The following is a 15,371-nucleotide window of genomic DNA, read 5'->3' as shown; positions in this document are numbered from 1 at the left end:
TATGTATCAAATTACTATGAATAGTCCTGTAGGTTTTTTAACATTAAAAGCTGACGAAAATTATTTAACCTCCATCACGTTTGGCCCGAGTGAAGTAAATCAAATTGAAACAAACATTTTGATGAAAACAAAAAGACAACTAGAAGAGTATTTCTCAAATGATCGTATTTCGTTTGATGTACCGATGAACTTAGTTGGTACGACATTTCAAAAGGAAGTTTGGAATGCGTTAATGACGATACCCTACGGAGAAACATGTAGCTATCAGGATATTGCTATTAAAATGAACAAACCTAATGCGGTCCGTGCAGTAGGACAAGCCAATCGAAAGAATCCCTATCCTATTATTATTCCTTGTCATCGAGTCATCGGAAAGAATTCCAAACTAGTTGGGTACGCCGGAAATCAAATCGATAAAAAAGAATACTTATTAAATCACGAAAGCTGTTTAGTAGAAGACTGAAAATCTCATGTCTTCTTTTTTTTGTTCTACCATTGAAAAATATCTACTTTGATAATAATAGTTTGTTTTAGATAGTGTACATAAGGAGAAATGGAAAGAGGAGTGTCGAAAAGGAGAGATGAAGCTTGCTCTACTTAGCTATTATCCGTAGGGGATGATAAGACCATTTTTACATGGATGAGAAAAACGTTTATAGGAAGCGGAATCCATAGGACCTCTCTAAAGTAAAATGAGAAGTCGTAGATCATTTGGTATGAATGGAAGCTTTATCAAAGGCTGTTTTCGCAAAGATTGTGGCTTTTCGAATAAAAAGGAATTCCTTGACTTGTATGATTTCGTGCTCTTTTCCTAATGAAAAATTCTTCATTTCTAGATAAAAAAAAGAAATCAATCGAAAAAACCTACTGCCTGTTTTTTCTTTGTGTCAAGAGCAACAATGTATACGAAAAGAGCCATATCAGAAAAGGAATAGACTTCTTTATAAATAAGAGATATGTAGATTACTGTCTGTTATTGTCTAGTTTTGCGATTCTATTTACATTAATAAAATATAGAGGCATAATTTATTCAAATACTTTTGTCTGAATATTTTTGGAAGGAAGGGGAAGAAAGTGCCATATTTTTCTGAACAAAGAAGATTGCAGCATAAAATCTATAAAAAAAGAAGAGAAATGGTGTATTTGGGTAAAACAAAAGGACTAAGTAATCTGTCAACTATTTCTTGTAGCCAAGAACTTGATACATTATTAAATGAACTCTACCATCTTCAGTCCATACCTTCTGATTTTCAAAAAAAAGAATGTTACATTATTGACCATCGCTCGTCGGAGACGGTTATTTCTTTTTCTTAATTTTCTTTATATTCATTTACCAATTTTAATGTATTTTGTGCAATTATTTTATTCTCAGAATCGATTTATTTTGACATACATAGCGTAATTCTTTACTTATTCTAAAAGAAAAACTATTTGAAAATATAAATTATTTTGTTTATACTGAGTCTTCATTGATTCAGTTAGATCGAGTGCAAGTATGGGGTAAATGTCAGCCCATCAGTAAGGTATGGACATTCTCTCGGGCTATACAATAGCCATTCTGTTGCTAAAATTGTCCCCCTCCCTTATGCAGGAACCAGAAGTCACGACTTGTCTGCATAAGGGGGACTCAGGTCGTGAGGGTCCGTGAATCAATGAATCTGATTGTATAATGCCTTTGACTTAATTGAATAGTAAGGGTTTAAGTTGACAGAAGTAGAATGCTTATTTATAATGTTTTAAATTGAGATAGTAGAAATTAAAAGGAATTGATAATGTGGCAGATAAACAAGATATCGAGAAATCTTTAAAATTATTTATCGTCTTATCAAGAGCAAATAAAGCGATAAATGAAAAGGTAAATGAGTTCATTCAAGATCATGGGCTTAATCCGACAGAGTTTGCTGTTTTGGAGTTGCTCTACCATAAAGGTAAACAACCACTTCAGCAGATTGGTGGCAAGATCCTCTTAGCATCAGGTAGCATTACATACGTAGTCGATAAATTAGAACAAAAGGGATTAATTCAACGGGTCGCTTGTCCAAATGATCGTCGAGTTACCTATGCTTCCATTACAGACGAGGGAAAGCGTTACATAGAAGAAATCTTTCCAGAGCATGAACAAAAAATTCATGAAACACTTTCCGTGTTAACCCCAGATGAAAAGGAGAGCGCGATTGCTCTAATCAAAAAATTAGGGTTGTCGATTAAAGACCTCTCCTATTAAAACACTCTTCTTACAAGTGTGTTTTTTTCTTAGGGCTGCTTTCACAACATGATTTAATCCGTTAAAAGTGTAGGTTTCCGGTCATCTTCTCGTCCATTTTAGAACGAAATCCCCACCAGAATGGACTATTCCATCTAGAATTAGATTAAATCACTACAAAAAATACGAATGAGCCATTCTCAAAAAGGATGGTTACTGCCTACTTAGAGTAAGTAGACTCAGAAAAAGGAGTGTGCATATTAATGTCTTTTAATCAATATTCATATATAAGACCTGATATGGATCATGTGAAAAGGAATTTTATGACCCATTTGAAAGCGTTTAAGCAAGCGACCTCATGGACAGCTCATAATGAAGCCATGATGCAAATTAATTCGATTCGTAATGAATTTGATACAATGTTAAATCTATGCTTTATTCGTCACTCTATTAATACAGAGGATGATTTCTATCAAAAAGAACAAGATTATATGGATGAAATCCAACCAATAATGGAAGATCTTATCACTAGATTTTATCAGGAATTAGTCTCTTCACGGTTTCGATCAGAACTAGAGGAAAGATGGGGTTCTCAGTTATTTAGGCTTGCAGAAATGAAATTGAAAACGTTTTCAATTGATATTATTCCTTTGCTTCAAAAAGAGAACAAGCTTTCTTCCGAGTACACAAAATTAATTGCGTCTGCCAAAATTTCTTTTAATGGTGAAGAGCTAACATTAGCTCAACTTCAACCATTTTCTCAATCTGCAGATCGAGAGGTACGAAAAAATGCCTTTTCTGCGAGCGCAGGTTTCTATGCAGAAAATGAGCAAAAATTAGATGAATTATTTGACAAGCTAGTTAAGGTAAGGCATGAAATTGCCACGAAATTGGGTTATGATAGCTTTGTGGAATTAGGTTATTATCGAATGTCAAGAACCGATTTTTCTTCAGAAATGGTTGGGAAATTCAGAGAGGAAGTTCTACATAATATTGTTCCTATAGTTTCTTCTTTGAAAAATAGACAAGCAAAACGAATTGAAATCGATATCCTCAAGTTCTATGATGAAGGATATAAATATAAAACAGGTAATGCCAATCCAAAAGGTGCTCCCGAATGGATTATCGGTAATGGACGGAAAATGTACGATGAACTTTCAATAGAAACTAGCGAGTTTTTTAACTTTATGATCCAGAATGATTTAATGGACTTGGTTGCAAAAAAAGGTAAAGCTGGCGGCGGCTACTGTACGTATATTGAAAATTATAAGGCACCGTATATTTTTTCTAATTTTAATGGAACTTCCGGGGATATTGACGTACTTACTCACGAGGCTGGTCATGCGTTCCAAGTGTATTCTAGTCGACATTTTGAAATCCCGGAATATAATTGGCCAACGTATGAAGCTTGTGAAATTCACTCGATGAGTATGGAATTTATCACCTGGCCATGGATGAAGCTGTTTTTTGAAGAGGAAGTAGAAAAATACAAATTTTCTCATTTGAGTGAAGCATTGCAGTTTTTACCATACGGGGTAGCTGTTGATGAATTTCAACATTTTGTCTATAGCTATCCAGATTCAACTGCACAAGAAAGAAAGATGGCCTGGAGAAAAATTGAGCGAAAATATTTGCCACATAGAGATTATGATGGACAAGAATATTTAGAAAACGGCGGTTTTTGGCATCGGCAAGGTCATATCTTTAACTCACCTTTTTATTATATTGATTATACTTTAGCTCAAGTTTGTGCTTTTCAATTTTGGGAGCTTGCGCAAAATCATCAAGAACAAGTTTGGGAAAAGTACTTGGAACTTTGTAAGTTAGGTGGGAGTTTGTCATTTACAGAGCTAATTAATAAGATAGATTTTCTGTCGCCATTTGAGGAAGGTAGCATGAAAAAAGTGATTCAACCAGTAGAAAGTTGGCTTTCTTCAGTTGACGATCAAAAATTATAATCAAAAGTGAATAAACAAAAGACCGCAGATCAACTGCGGTCTTTTGTTTATATATGGCTCTTTTAGCATATCTTGTGGCTAGTTCATCTGATAGTTGATTTTCTTACTAATTCAATTTGAGCGGAAATCAACCTCCTTATTTATCAAAGTTAATTCAAAAGAATAACTTGTCAAATATCCCACTAAATTAATAGTTGAACTTTGGCTTCAGGTTATCCGGTAAAGGTAATAGATAGTATCAAATGAATTTGAAATGAAAAAAAACTTCTGAGAGGGAGGGCTTGGACATAAGTTAAAAGTAGGAAAGGAGAAGTGGTAGTTCAGTGAATAAATGGAAACAGGCTTTTCAATTAGCAGCTGTATATGTTGGGACAGTTGTGGGAGCGGGATTTGCGACTGGAAAAGAAATCGTTGAGTTCTTTACACGGTTTGGTTTTATCGGATTTATTGGCATTTTATTGAGTGGTTACTTGTTTATCATAATGGGAACTAAAATGATGATGAAATCTCAGCAAATTAATGCAAAATCATTTGAGGATTTTCAACTGTATTTATTCGGTCCTCTATTTGGGAAAATAATGAATGGGATAATATTGCTCATGTTGTTAGGAGTAACAGCTGTCATGCTTTCAGGGGCTGGAGCTGTATTTGAAGAACAATTACACCTTCCAAAAGAATTGGGAGTAGGCTTGACGGTTTTTTTAGGTTATCTTGTCATTTTAATTGGAACGAAAGGGCTTTATTTAGTAAATTCCTTTGTTGTTCCCATGATGATCTTATTTAATTTATTAATTATGATCTCAGCAGTATCGACCGAGGGGTTTATTAGTGAATTTATGTGGATACCTCACTCAGAAGACGGATGGAAATCGGTCGTTGCTCCCTTTTCGTATGCTGCATTTAACTTAGCTATGGCTCAAGCGGTTCTTGTACCCGTTGCAAGTCAAATTAAGGACCGTCAGACCATTAAGTTAGGTGGTATCATTGGTGGGGTCATGTTAACAGCAATTCTTCTTTCTATCCATAGCACGCTAATTATGTTACCCCAATTAGAACTTTACGAAATACCCATGGCAGCTGTGATGCAACTAGTAGGAGGAGGTTTTTATTGGCTATATGTGTTTATTATTTATGGCGAAATATTTACGTCAGTAATCGGTGGGATTTATGGGTTGGAAAAACAAGCAATGACCCACCTCACCGTTAATCGCTCGATTGTCCTCCTCTTTCTTTTTGCCATGCTTTATTTTATTAGTACATTTGACTATAGTGAGTTGCTTTCGTATCTGTATCCTTTGTTTGGAAACATCAGTCTTATCTTTATCATTCTTTTGTGGATGAAAAAGGATAAAAAATAATTGATTTTGGAGTCGGAGAAACGAAAATCAAAAAATAGGCATAAGAAAAGAGACTGAAACAAATTCAGTCTCTTTCTGCGTTCACAATGGCAATAAAATGATGAATAACAAATCAAATACAAGGTGGGATATGATTACAAGTTTTAGACTCTGTTTCCATTGATACAAGATGCCCCAGAACAATCCTGCAACTAGAGCAGCTAGCATCCAAATGGGCTGAGGGCTGTAATAGAAAATCGATGCATAGGCTAAGCTCGAAAGGAGAATTGCAACGGAAGCGTTCATTTTATTGGCAAGTTTTTGTTGAAAAAAACCACGCCAAAAAATTTCTTCTCCAGGTATGAAGATTAAAAATAACACTAAATAGTGCCAGATAAACTCAGGTGAATACAAATCATAAAGTTTATTAACGTCCTTTTGAATAGATGGTAAGAATATAGCTAGAACAACATAGCCAACCTTAAACGTTACGTAAAGGAACACACCTGACAATATCCCATAAAGGTAGACTTCTCGTCTTGAACTTTCATTTTTTGGTAATTGTTGAAACAGAGCAAATGTAATCAAAAATAATATTGCCGCTGTATACATATACCAAAACACATCTTTATCAATATACGTAAAATATAAAAGAATATGGGCGAATACTAGGCTTATTAGGAGAGGAAGTACATTGGTAATATATTTCATATATAGGAGCCCCTTTCTCGACATTAGCCACTATTGTACCAAAAGAGGCTGAGAATTGGTATCTCTGAGGCCTTATTTTGAAAATTGCAATACAATCTTTTTTTAGTAGAGCGGAATGAATTACGGTGATTGGTTAATTCTAAGTGATGAAAGGAGGGGTGAGTATGTCAAAAGCTAAACATGAAAGAGAAAGGCAATGGAAGGTTAGAAAATCAGACCAACATCCACACGGAAAGGTAGAGTCCTTCAAGGAATTAAAAAATAAAAAAATTTAGTGGACTCTAATCTCGTTTTTTTAGGTACTACCAACAACTATTTTGACGATAATTCATTAAAAAAGGCTGTTTTCGCATTAGTCCCTATTTAGTGATGAAAAGTGATTTAAAAAAACATCTAAAATTCCCTTATTCCAAGAATAAGGGAATGGATAAAATAGGAACTTATCTTACACTACTTTCAATTACTTTGTAATTTTTGTGGTTGATTACCGTTTTTTCCTCTAATTCAAGGTCACGATAATGGGGCATATATGTTAAATCGACGATTACGGAGTTTTCATTAAGTTTTTCGACTATTCCCTGAAGTCCATCTCTAAATTCAATTAAGTCTCCAACATTCGCTTTTTGCATATTACTCTCTCCTTTACCAAAAGTTACAATTTAGATATTATATACAGTTTGCCTTATTCATGTGAAAAGGTAAAGACTTTTTGAATGATTTAAATGATTATTCAAAAAAATAATAATACTGTACTAAATTGTGATTGAAACACTAAACATAGCCAGGTATTCTTATTAGAATAAGGTTATTTTCGCAAAGCTTGTGGCTCATCGTATCCAGTTAATCATCTGTGATTCCTGGATCACCAAAAGCGGAAGTGGCTTGATCTGAGGCGGCAGGCAAATGGCAGAACACGCAGTGAAGCCAGCTTCACGAAGTGGGCTGCCATTTGACCCGAGCCTCAAAGCCACTGCAGCTAGATTCGTCCGTTTTTGCTGGAAATCAACAGTTAAATGGTGGATTAAATCAAAAATCAGATGAAATAGTCACAATGTATACGAAAAGAGGCTAGAATAAAGTACATAGGGGAGTGATATTATGCAACCAGAAGAGTGCTTATCTTTACTTAACAGTCTAAGACAACGAGAAGTTTCTGAAATTTTAATTCAAAAAGAAAATTTCTTAACATTTCGTCAGACTCTTGTTGAACAAGAAGATTTTAAATATTTTAGAGGGAATGCTTTGCAAGGTGGAAACGTCATCTACACTTACTTAAATGAAGAGAGAAGTTAATTATTCCCTGATGTCGTATTAGGATTGTATTAATAAAATCAGAATAGTATGAATGAAATGTTGAAAATCGATAAATATTCCTGCTGAAGGTAGACTAAATCTATATTTTTCACAGAGTAGTTGTACAGGTTAGTGTTGGAAGTTTTTTTGAAGTAGAGGCTAGCTGTTTAAATGATTTATTTTCTCTTATCTATTTACTCATCTTCCCAATTATATTATAATAGTAAAATATTAGAAGAGGTAGAAGGTGATGACAGTTGATGGAGAAGTATACATATGTAAATATATTCAGGTTGATTGAAGAGAAAAGAAGACAAATGATTCAGGTTGGATTAGCAAAAGGTCTAACTAACCATGAGACGGTGAGACTCAGTAAAGAACTTGATGTTCTTCTTAATATTCATCAACGCCGCTACCTATTGTCTAAGAAATGGTCGTCTAAATTCACAAAAATAACGTCATCTTCAATACTTTCTCGATAATAGCTTAAACTACTGAATCAGAATGATATAAAGATTATAAAGACACCTGAAAAGTGAATATGTGTCTAGAAATAAATACAAAAAAGAGGTGCAAATGTGTTTAAGTAGTTCAGATAATGTGGAGAAAACCATAATTCACAATTTATTTCACATTTGAAAACACAGCAAAAATAGCACTAAAAATAACACATAAAAACGCTTGGAGTTGCATCCAAGCGTTTTTAATAGGTTTAATATATTGTCCTTTTCTAAATCCCCTTGTTATTTAAGAAATTCGCTTCGTGTTTGAGTATTCCAAAATAAACAAGGTCTATATATTCTTCGTTCTTTTTAACGTGTTCTCTTAGAATACCTTCTTTCTTCATTCCTATTTTCTCTATAACTCTGCCTGAAGCTGGATTTGAATGAAAGTAGCGTGCAAACACTTTATTGTATCCCTTTTCAATAAATCCAAATTCAAGTATAGCTTTAGCTGCCTCCGTAGCGTAGCCATTTCCCCAATATTCTTCTCCAATCCAATAAGCAAGCTCTCCATTATTAAACTTTTGATGATTTGACAATGCTATTGCTCCGTATAACTTTCCCGTAGTCTTATCTGTAATAGCAAATTCAAAATACTTATCATCATTAAAATTATCAAGATGATTTTTTATCCAAGAGAGAGCGTCTTCTATTGAATACGGATACGGCAGATATAAAGTGTTTTTATAAAGATTGTAATTATTACATAGTTTAGCAACCTCTGGTGCATCCGTTTCATTAAATAAACGAAGAAGCAACCTATTCGTTTCTATTATTTTTTCCGTTTCACTATAAATCATTATTCCACCCCATTGTAAGTAATTATTTCAAAACTATTCAAACTATTGAACTTATTTTAACATAATTTTTCCATTTTCCTTCAAAAAAAGTTCGCTTGTCTTTCAAGCGAACTATCTATCGTAGATATATTATATCTTTCAAATCAAACACTTTATCGGTAATTCCTAATCGCTGTGCAGGAGTAAGTTCTTTTCCATCTGCTGATTTGTATGTTTCGCAAAAGTTGTAGAATGTTCTTAGTATGGTCAATGCGTATTGACCATACTTTGGATTGAAGTTGGCATAGATATAACTCTTTCCATCTCCTCTGGCTGTCATCAATGGTCTTTCGAGAATAGAAAGCCTTCTACGGATTTGTTGGATAAAGCTATTAGTAGCATTGTCATTCACATTAATAATCAATTTGGCTACTTCATTAGGTTCCATAGAAGATAAATCAGTTGTGCAGTCCACTCTATGAAAACCTTAATCTTTCGATGCTAATGGGTGTGTGATTGGATTTTTACCCCAATCGTTATAAGAGTGTGATGGTGTTTTGATTTCATTATGCAACTGATGCGTTTCAAATAGCTCTTTTAAATATGAATAGGCTAATTTACGCAAGTTTTTCGTTTCGTATCCTCTGTGAATTCCCCAATCCAATAAATCGGATTTTGCATCATCAAACTCTTCTAAACATTGTTTTCTGCTTTTGTTCTTATCAATCAAGCAAAGGAAGTGGTGTGCATCAGACATTCTTACTTCTTTCGAAAACACTCTAAAAAAGGCGGTCAATATAGAAGCATCATTATCGCTAATCATTCTCCATTCACCAGCTCGTACCATTTGTTTAATCAGCCAAAAGTGTGCCATTGTCGTGTAAGTGGGATTAACGTGAAGCCCATCAACCTATTGCATCCTTTTGTTGAATTCGTTTAATTCTGTACGATATTCGTATGGTGTTTGAGTATCATTCTCTGTGGGTTCTTGAGGGTAATAGGAAAAGTCCAAACGATTATTCTTTTTGCTGAAATCGTTCAAATGGTCTTCTTTATAAACAACTGTATCGAGTTTCAAATCCTCTACTGTCATTTCCCAATCATACGCAACATCTGACCGAAAAACATATCGTGAAATCGTATCCGCTGAAACAACCACATAAGTCTGCACTTGACTGTCTTCTAAACCAGAAAACTTTTGACCGCCTTGACCTTTTTTACGAACATTATTAAGGTTGTAGTGCATTTTATCGGTATTTAACCACATTTCTTTGAATGTCTTATTAGTTAAAGGAACCGTTTCATACTTCTCTAAGAATTCCAAACAACAGCGATATAACCATTCTAATTTATGATAGTAAGTACCAACACCGATTTCTAAAATATCACAAGTGCGACTGATAGGCATTTTGTTTAAAAGTAGTTTTGCAAACATCGGAAGAATATCATTCTTTTTTTGACGATAGGTGGTGGATTGACGCTTGTTCGGAAGAATACTTGTCTTTTTCTTACAGAATTTGCATTGCCATCTTTGAGCGTTATTCAATGTCTTTCCTTGTTTATAAAATTCACTTGGCTTATCAAAAGGCGTTAGGTGTCCAATAACGCAGCTATCCTTATGAAAGTTATATTCTGGCTCAACATCTTTGGTCTGGTTGATACGCACAAGTCTCGAAATCTCTTCTGCAACAGACCAATTCGAAATAGCTGTCGAATAACAATTTAACGTCATCCCTACATTTGGGTAGATAGGGTCTGGATTACACACAAGCATTTTCTTACTGCTTTTACCACTCAACTTGTATCTTGATGGCTTACCCTTGACTGTTTCAAATTTCATTTGTTCTTTTCCGCACCATTTACAGAAAGGGTTCGTGCAGAAGTTGTATTGGATAGTGTGTGTATTTCCATTCCAAGTAAATTCAATAGGGAGAAACAGCATATTATTATAGCGAAACGCAAATTGTTTATCGGATAATTCTTTGTATTGTTCCTTTCTATCTTTTAAATCCTCTTCGCATACAGGATTATGAACAACAACGATGCCATCTTCTTTTGTAGCTAATCGTTGTAATTTAGCCAAGTTTTTGTCCCTCCATTACATCCTCTAACCCCATTTTTCTTATCATTCTTTTATTGTTCCGAATGCCATCAATCCATTTAAGAAACTCTTCATCTTTGAGAAGGTTTTTTAAGAACATATCAACTACTTCGCTCTCGCTGTATTCGCAGTATTCCGCATAATTCTTTACTATTTCTCGGACTTGTTCAGATATTAGCCAATCCACTTTATCTGCATTATTATTCTTAGGCTTTATGAATTGCACGATATTTTACACTCCTTTTAAAAAGTAGTCAAAATAGCACAGTAATTAACACCCATTTTAACATCCTAATTTTCATATTGACAACAGTTATTGTCACTCTGTTATTTAGTATGCGTTTTTGACTGCGATTTTATACCCTAAATTCACAAAAACATTGATATAACAAGGAAAGTAAAAGACCAAATCATTATGCGATTTGGTCTTAGAATTGATATGATTTTTCTACTGTTTCTCCACAAAAACTGAACTATTTAAAATGTGTTGCATCTCTTTTTTTGTGCTGTTTTCGCAAAGTTTGTTGCTTTTCGTATCAGTTAATCATTTGTAATATAGCTTTGTTTCGGGCCTCATTTCGTCTATTTTTGATAGGAATCAACAATGAAATGGAGGATTTAGTCAAAAATCAGATGAAATAGCCACAATGTATACGAAAAGAGCCTTTTATTATGATACAAAGTTTACTGTAGAGTGAACAATACCTCAATCAATTTCTATTAACATTAGGCTGTTCTCGCAAAGATTGTTGCTTTTCGTATTGGTTTATCATTTATGATATAGCATTGTTTCGTGTCTCATTTCGTCTATTTTTGATGAAAATCGTCAGTAAAATGGGCGATTAAATCAAAAATCAGATGAAATAGCCACAATGTATATGGAAAGAGCCAAAAATTAAAAAAATCGACAAAAATCGGAATATTTGTTATATTTTACTGAAAAAGTAAAAAAGGAGAACTGTAATGCAACTTTTACTTCAAAGTATTAAAACCGAGATGAACAAGGTCATCATCGGAAGGGGTTTAGAAATAGACTTATTATTAATTGCACTTCTTCAGGAGGGACATGTGTTATTCGAGAGTGTACCTGGAACGGGGAAAACCTTAATGGCAAAAACCTTTGCAGAAACGATAAGTGCTGATTTTAAACGAATTCAATTTACGCCAGATGTTCTTCCAAGTGATGTAACTGGAATTCACTTCTTTAATCCCAAAAACCAGCAATTTGAATTAAGACCTGGACCGATTGTAACCAATATCGTACTAGCTGACGAAATAAACCGAGCAACACCACGTACACAATCGAGCCTACTAGAAGTGATGGAGGAGAGGCAAGTAACGATTGAAGGGGAAACCTTATTACTTGATACGCCTTTTATGGTCATTGCGACACAAAATCCTGTTGAGTCTCAGCAAGGTACCTTCCCGCTACCTGCAGCCCAACTCGATCGTTTCTTGATGAAAATACCGTTTCAATACCCAACATTGAAAGAAGAACAAAACATTTTACAAAGGTTCAAAGGTCAAACTGAACTGGAAAATATTCACTCTGTGTTAGCCAAGTCTCAATTGGCCTCTTTAACTACTGGGGTGAAAAACGTTCAAGTATCAGAAGACATTGAATTATTTATTCTCGAATTGGTCAGGAAAACAAGAGAACACCACTATATAGAACTAGGTGTGAGTCCTAGGGGAGGTCTTGCTCTTCTTCGAGCGGCTCAGGGAAAAGCTTTACTAGAAAATCGAAGCTATGTGATTCCAGATGATGTCACCTACCTAGCTCCCTATGTATTAAACCATCGCATCCAATTAACCCTTGAAGCCTCCTTAACGAAATCAATTGATAAAGTAATGAGTGATATAATGAAAGAAATTCAAGTACCCGTCGAACAGGGGGGATAACACTGATGCAATGGAAAAAAGAAACCGTAGAAATGCCTTATGTTAAATTGACCCAACATCTTATTGGAATTCTCCTTCTCCTTTCAATAATAATCCAACAATTTGCGATGGCCCTTGCATTTCTCTTTTGCGCAATTATTGTAATTGGTCAAAATTTTTATATTCGGTCGGTCGGTCAAAAAATTTCCATAGAAAATAGCAAGGTTCGTGAAAGGCTGATAGTAGGGGGTCAGAGTGAATTAACATTTACCTTTGAAAATAAAGGACTACCGGTTTGGCAATCGAACTTAACAATTATATTTGATGATTCACTAAAACCAGAAGTAGGCGGATATCTTCATCGTCAATCTGAATATGAGGTGAAGATCCCGCTAACCTTACCTGCAAAAAAACGATGTACTGTCTCGCTTCCTGTTTACGCTCAAAAAAGAGGTCTCGTAAAAATTAAACAAATTCAATTAAGTATTCCGAATTTAGTAGGATCAGGATTGGTCTTGTTACATTTAAGTGACCCCTTTTTAGAGGAAAAGCTCATCTATCCAAATATTCATCATGTAAAAGGTGAGCTTCAGTCGTTTTCTCAGTTCTTAGGAGACGTTCCGACACCTCAGACCCTTTTTTTGGATCCCTTTCTTCCCATTGGTACAAGAGAGTATCAATCTGGAGATAGTTTTCAACATATTCATTGGAAAGCAACGGCGCGGTCACAAGTCCTACATACGAAAGTCTTTGAGACAACGACTGATCATTCGTGGCTGTTCATGTTAAATGTGCTGGATAGGTACTCCATTACTGCAGAACTAGATGCTTTCATTGAAGGAATGACATACTTAATTGAAAAGGCCTATAAAGAAAACCACTCCTATTCAATGGCAATTAACATCCGCTCTATTTTGAATCGGCCGTATTTTTACCTGCCAGTCGGAAATGGAGAGGCGCAAAGAAGAAAAGCACTAGATGTCCTCGCAACCTTATCTAATAACGATGCGACCATTCCCTGTGAGCTCATGCAACAGCAACTCTTTAGAGGTGGTGATCATCCACCATTGGGTATTCACGTGGGGAAACGATCACAAGAAATTGATACAAGCCTACGAGTGATGAATCGAAATGGTATGAAAATATTCACACTTGAGTTTTCAAAAAAACAAGGAGAATTAAAGCAATGGATTATTCAATGACGAATCCGAAAATTGGAACTCTAGATCGAATGACATTCGGAGCAGTGTTAACGCTTTCTTTGGAAAGTGGTTTTTTTGCTATATTTATGACCATCTTTCAACAGGAAAAAAGCCCATTTTTCAGTTTGTCTTTCCTGCTGATGTCTATACTATTTGGCTTGGGATATATTTTAGTTCAAAATATTCTAAACTTTCATGTGTATTTCTTCTTGTCTATACTGCCGGTTTTGAGTGTTTTTTATTTATGGCAATACCCACTTTGGATCATCATGCTGTCGTTCTTATTTTTTTATTTGCGTTTTATGAAACATTTGGAAAATCGTACCGAAGATTTTGAAGTTGATGAGGGATTAATTCTATTTTTGCTGTTCGTTAGTATCTTATTTTTATGCCTTAACGGAATTTGGTTCCACAATGGAACGACTGTGCTATTGATAATCGTGATGGAATTTAGTGGATATTTTTTTGGGACGTATTGGATTCGATATTTGAGTCGTCGAAAAGAAGGGAATGTGAAGGGTAGCCGAAGTACAAAGCGAATGAAAGAGCATTTTCCAGCCTTTTTATTTATTTTAGGTCTATTATGGATTTTGTTTGCTGGATTTCTTTTTCTCTCTTCGTTAAGGTCATTATTTTCGCTAATCTTAAAAGGGATTTTTATTGGTATTTCCCCGATAATTGAACCAATAATGTCGTTTTTACAATCATTAATTAACGAAGAAAACCAGAGTGATTTGAAGCTTCCATCTAGAACAACAACTAAGGAATCAGGCGAAGAATTAGCTCAATCTACTGAAGGAAGCATAGTCTCTAATCTTAACGTCGGTTGGCTGGATGAGCTTTTCTACTTATTGTTTGCTCTAATGATAATTGGTAGTTTCATTAGAATGATGAAAAAAAAATATACCTCAGATAATCAACATGCTGCTATTGGGATGGTTAATATTCGAGAAGGAAACGGAAGAAAGGATAATCATAAACAATCTTCAGCGGAGAATGTTATTTATTCAAAAGCGCATCACGATATTCGCAAAGAAATGGAAAAGTTAGAAAAAACGGCACATAAACTAAAAAAAGAACGAAGACCAAATGAGTCAATCCGTGAATGGATGTCTCGCTACGATATACATCAAGAAGAATGGATTGGGATTTATGAAGAGGTTAGGTATGGACATCGTCCCTTAAACTTAAAACAGGTAGCAATGTTTAGACAAATAACCAAAGAGGTATTGGCTCAATTAAAAGGAAAATAAAAAATTTAGCTTCTTCGCTGTTTAAAATGATTTACCCCTGTCCATACTGGTTACTAAAATAGTAGAACTAGTAGGTGATTCGGAATGAAGGTAGAAATCCAAGATATTGATAGTCTCTTTCATATTACAGAACCATGGTATATCGAAACC

At 34.8% G+C, this 15,371-nt stretch carries 16 protein-coding genes and 1 pseudogene; 12 read left to right on the top strand and 5 right to left on the bottom strand.

The window, feature by feature from the left end:
- The first annotated feature begins 1 nt into the window (after position 1).
- The 5 genes from U8D43_RS05850 to U8D43_RS05830 all read left to right on the top strand — a co-directional run bounded on the left by U8D43_RS05850 (position 2) and on the right by U8D43_RS05830 (position 5,519).
- The gene (locus U8D43_RS05850; protein ID WP_335870197.1) at positions 2 to 463 is read left to right on the top strand and encodes a methylated-DNA--[protein]-cysteine S-methyltransferase; all 462 of its coding nucleotides are present in this window, start codon (positions 2 to 4) and stop codon (positions 461 to 463) included.
- 611 nt (positions 464 to 1,074) lie between these two features.
- On the top strand, positions 1,075 to 1,314 hold the full coding sequence (locus U8D43_RS05845; protein WP_335870195.1) for a Spo0E family sporulation regulatory protein-aspartic acid phosphatase: 240 nt from the start codon (positions 1,075 to 1,077) through the stop codon (positions 1,312 to 1,314).
- 460 nt (positions 1,315 to 1,774) lie between these two features.
- Positions 1,775 to 2,224 carry a MarR family winged helix-turn-helix transcriptional regulator gene (locus U8D43_RS05840; protein ID WP_442893564.1) on the top strand — a complete coding sequence of 150 codons (450 nt, stop codon included), beginning with the start codon at positions 1,775 to 1,777 and terminating at the stop codon, positions 2,222 to 2,224.
- A gap of 242 nt (positions 2,225 to 2,466) precedes the next feature.
- Positions 2,467 to 4,161, top strand: coding sequence for a M3 family oligoendopeptidase (locus U8D43_RS05835; protein ID WP_335870193.1), 1,695 nt, complete (start codon positions 2,467 to 2,469; stop codon positions 4,159 to 4,161).
- Positions 4,162 to 4,484: 323 nt separating this feature from the next.
- A complete protein-coding gene (locus U8D43_RS05830) occupies positions 4,485 to 5,519 on the top strand; it encodes a YkvI family membrane protein (RefSeq protein WP_335870191.1) in 1,035 nt (344 codons plus the stop codon).
- Positions 5,520 to 5,600: 81 nt separating this feature from the next.
- On the opposite strand, the gene U8D43_RS05825 is transcribed toward U8D43_RS05830, so the two are convergent.
- Positions 5,601 to 6,209 (bottom strand): CPBP family intramembrane glutamic endopeptidase, encoded by a 609-nt coding sequence (locus U8D43_RS05825; RefSeq protein ID WP_335870189.1) that lies wholly within the window; start codon positions 6,207 to 6,209, stop codon positions 5,601 to 5,603.
- A gap of 164 nt (positions 6,210 to 6,373) precedes the next feature.
- Between U8D43_RS05825 and U8D43_RS05820 the strand changes: the two genes are divergently transcribed.
- Positions 6,374 to 6,484 (top strand): DUF6254 family protein, encoded by a 111-nt coding sequence (locus U8D43_RS05820; protein ID WP_335870187.1) that lies wholly within the window; start codon positions 6,374 to 6,376, stop codon positions 6,482 to 6,484.
- 165 nt (positions 6,485 to 6,649) lie between these two features.
- Here U8D43_RS05820 and U8D43_RS05815 read toward each other — a convergent pair whose 3' ends face one another.
- The gene (locus U8D43_RS05815) at positions 6,650 to 6,838 is read right to left on the bottom strand and encodes a YkvS family protein (RefSeq protein ID WP_335870185.1); all 189 of its coding nucleotides are present in this window, start codon (positions 6,836 to 6,838) and stop codon (positions 6,650 to 6,652) included.
- A gap of 274 nt (positions 6,839 to 7,112) precedes the next feature.
- On the opposite strand from U8D43_RS05815, the gene U8D43_RS05810 reads away from it, so the two are divergent.
- The 3 genes from U8D43_RS05810 to U8D43_RS05800 all read left to right on the top strand — a co-directional run bounded on the left by U8D43_RS05810 (position 7,113) and on the right by U8D43_RS05800 (position 7,984).
- Positions 7,113 to 7,250 carry a hypothetical protein gene (locus U8D43_RS05810; protein WP_335870183.1) on the top strand — a complete coding sequence of 46 codons (138 nt, stop codon included), beginning with the start codon at positions 7,113 to 7,115 and terminating at the stop codon, positions 7,248 to 7,250.
- A 57-nt stretch (positions 7,251 to 7,307) separates the two neighbouring features.
- Positions 7,308 to 7,502: a protein YkzS gene (ykzS, locus tag U8D43_RS05805; RefSeq protein ID WP_335870181.1), complete on the top strand. Its 195-nt coding sequence runs from the start codon at positions 7,308 to 7,310 to the stop codon at positions 7,500 to 7,502.
- A gap of 260 nt (positions 7,503 to 7,762) precedes the next feature.
- Positions 7,763 to 7,984, top strand: a complete 222-nt coding sequence (locus U8D43_RS05800; RefSeq protein ID WP_335870179.1) for a Spo0E family sporulation regulatory protein-aspartic acid phosphatase — start codon at positions 7,763 to 7,765, stop codon at positions 7,982 to 7,984.
- A 248-nt stretch (positions 7,985 to 8,232) separates the two neighbouring features.
- Here the strand turns inward: U8D43_RS05800 and U8D43_RS05795 are convergent, their stop codons facing one another.
- The 3 genes and pseudogenes from U8D43_RS05795 to U8D43_RS05785 form a co-directional block, all read right to left on the bottom strand.
- Positions 8,233 to 8,805 carry a GNAT family N-acetyltransferase gene (locus U8D43_RS05795; RefSeq protein ID WP_335870177.1) on the bottom strand — a complete coding sequence of 191 codons (573 nt, stop codon included), beginning with the start codon at positions 8,803 to 8,805 and terminating at the stop codon, positions 8,233 to 8,235.
- 115 nt (positions 8,806 to 8,920) lie between these two features.
- A pseudogene (locus U8D43_RS05790) lies at positions 8,921 to 10,867 on the bottom strand (transposase).
- A complete protein-coding gene (locus tag U8D43_RS05785) occupies positions 10,860 to 11,111 on the bottom strand; it encodes a hypothetical protein (protein ID WP_217029780.1) in 252 nt (83 codons plus the stop codon). Before U8D43_RS05785 ends, U8D43_RS05790 begins: the two are co-directional and overlap by 8 nt.
- Before the next feature lie 737 nt (positions 11,112 to 11,848).
- On the opposite strand from U8D43_RS05785, the gene U8D43_RS05780 reads away from it, so the two are divergent.
- The 3 genes from U8D43_RS05780 to U8D43_RS05770 are packed head-to-tail and all read left to right on the top strand — an operon-like array spanning position 11,849 to position 15,221.
- Positions 11,849 to 12,787, top strand: coding sequence for an AAA family ATPase (locus U8D43_RS05780; protein WP_335870173.1), 939 nt, complete (start codon positions 11,849 to 11,851; stop codon positions 12,785 to 12,787).
- A gap of 5 nt (positions 12,788 to 12,792) precedes the next feature.
- Positions 12,793 to 13,968: a DUF58 domain-containing protein gene (locus U8D43_RS05775; protein WP_335870171.1), complete on the top strand. Its 1,176-nt coding sequence runs from the start codon at positions 12,793 to 12,795 to the stop codon at positions 13,966 to 13,968.
- Entirely contained in the window at positions 13,953 to 15,221 is a 1,269-nt protein-coding gene (locus tag U8D43_RS05770; protein WP_335870169.1) for a hypothetical protein, read from the top strand. Before U8D43_RS05775 ends, U8D43_RS05770 begins: the two co-directional genes overlap by 16 nt.
- Positions 15,222 to 15,371 lie beyond the last annotated feature (150 nt).

Source organism: Bacillus sp. 2205SS5-2 (genome assembly GCF_037024155.1).
GTDB lineage: Bacteria > Bacillota > Bacilli > Bacillales > Bacillaceae_K > Bacillus_CI.
The sequence above is the reverse complement of the archived record's forward strand: the minus strand, read 5'-3'. Positions and strand labels throughout refer to the sequence as shown.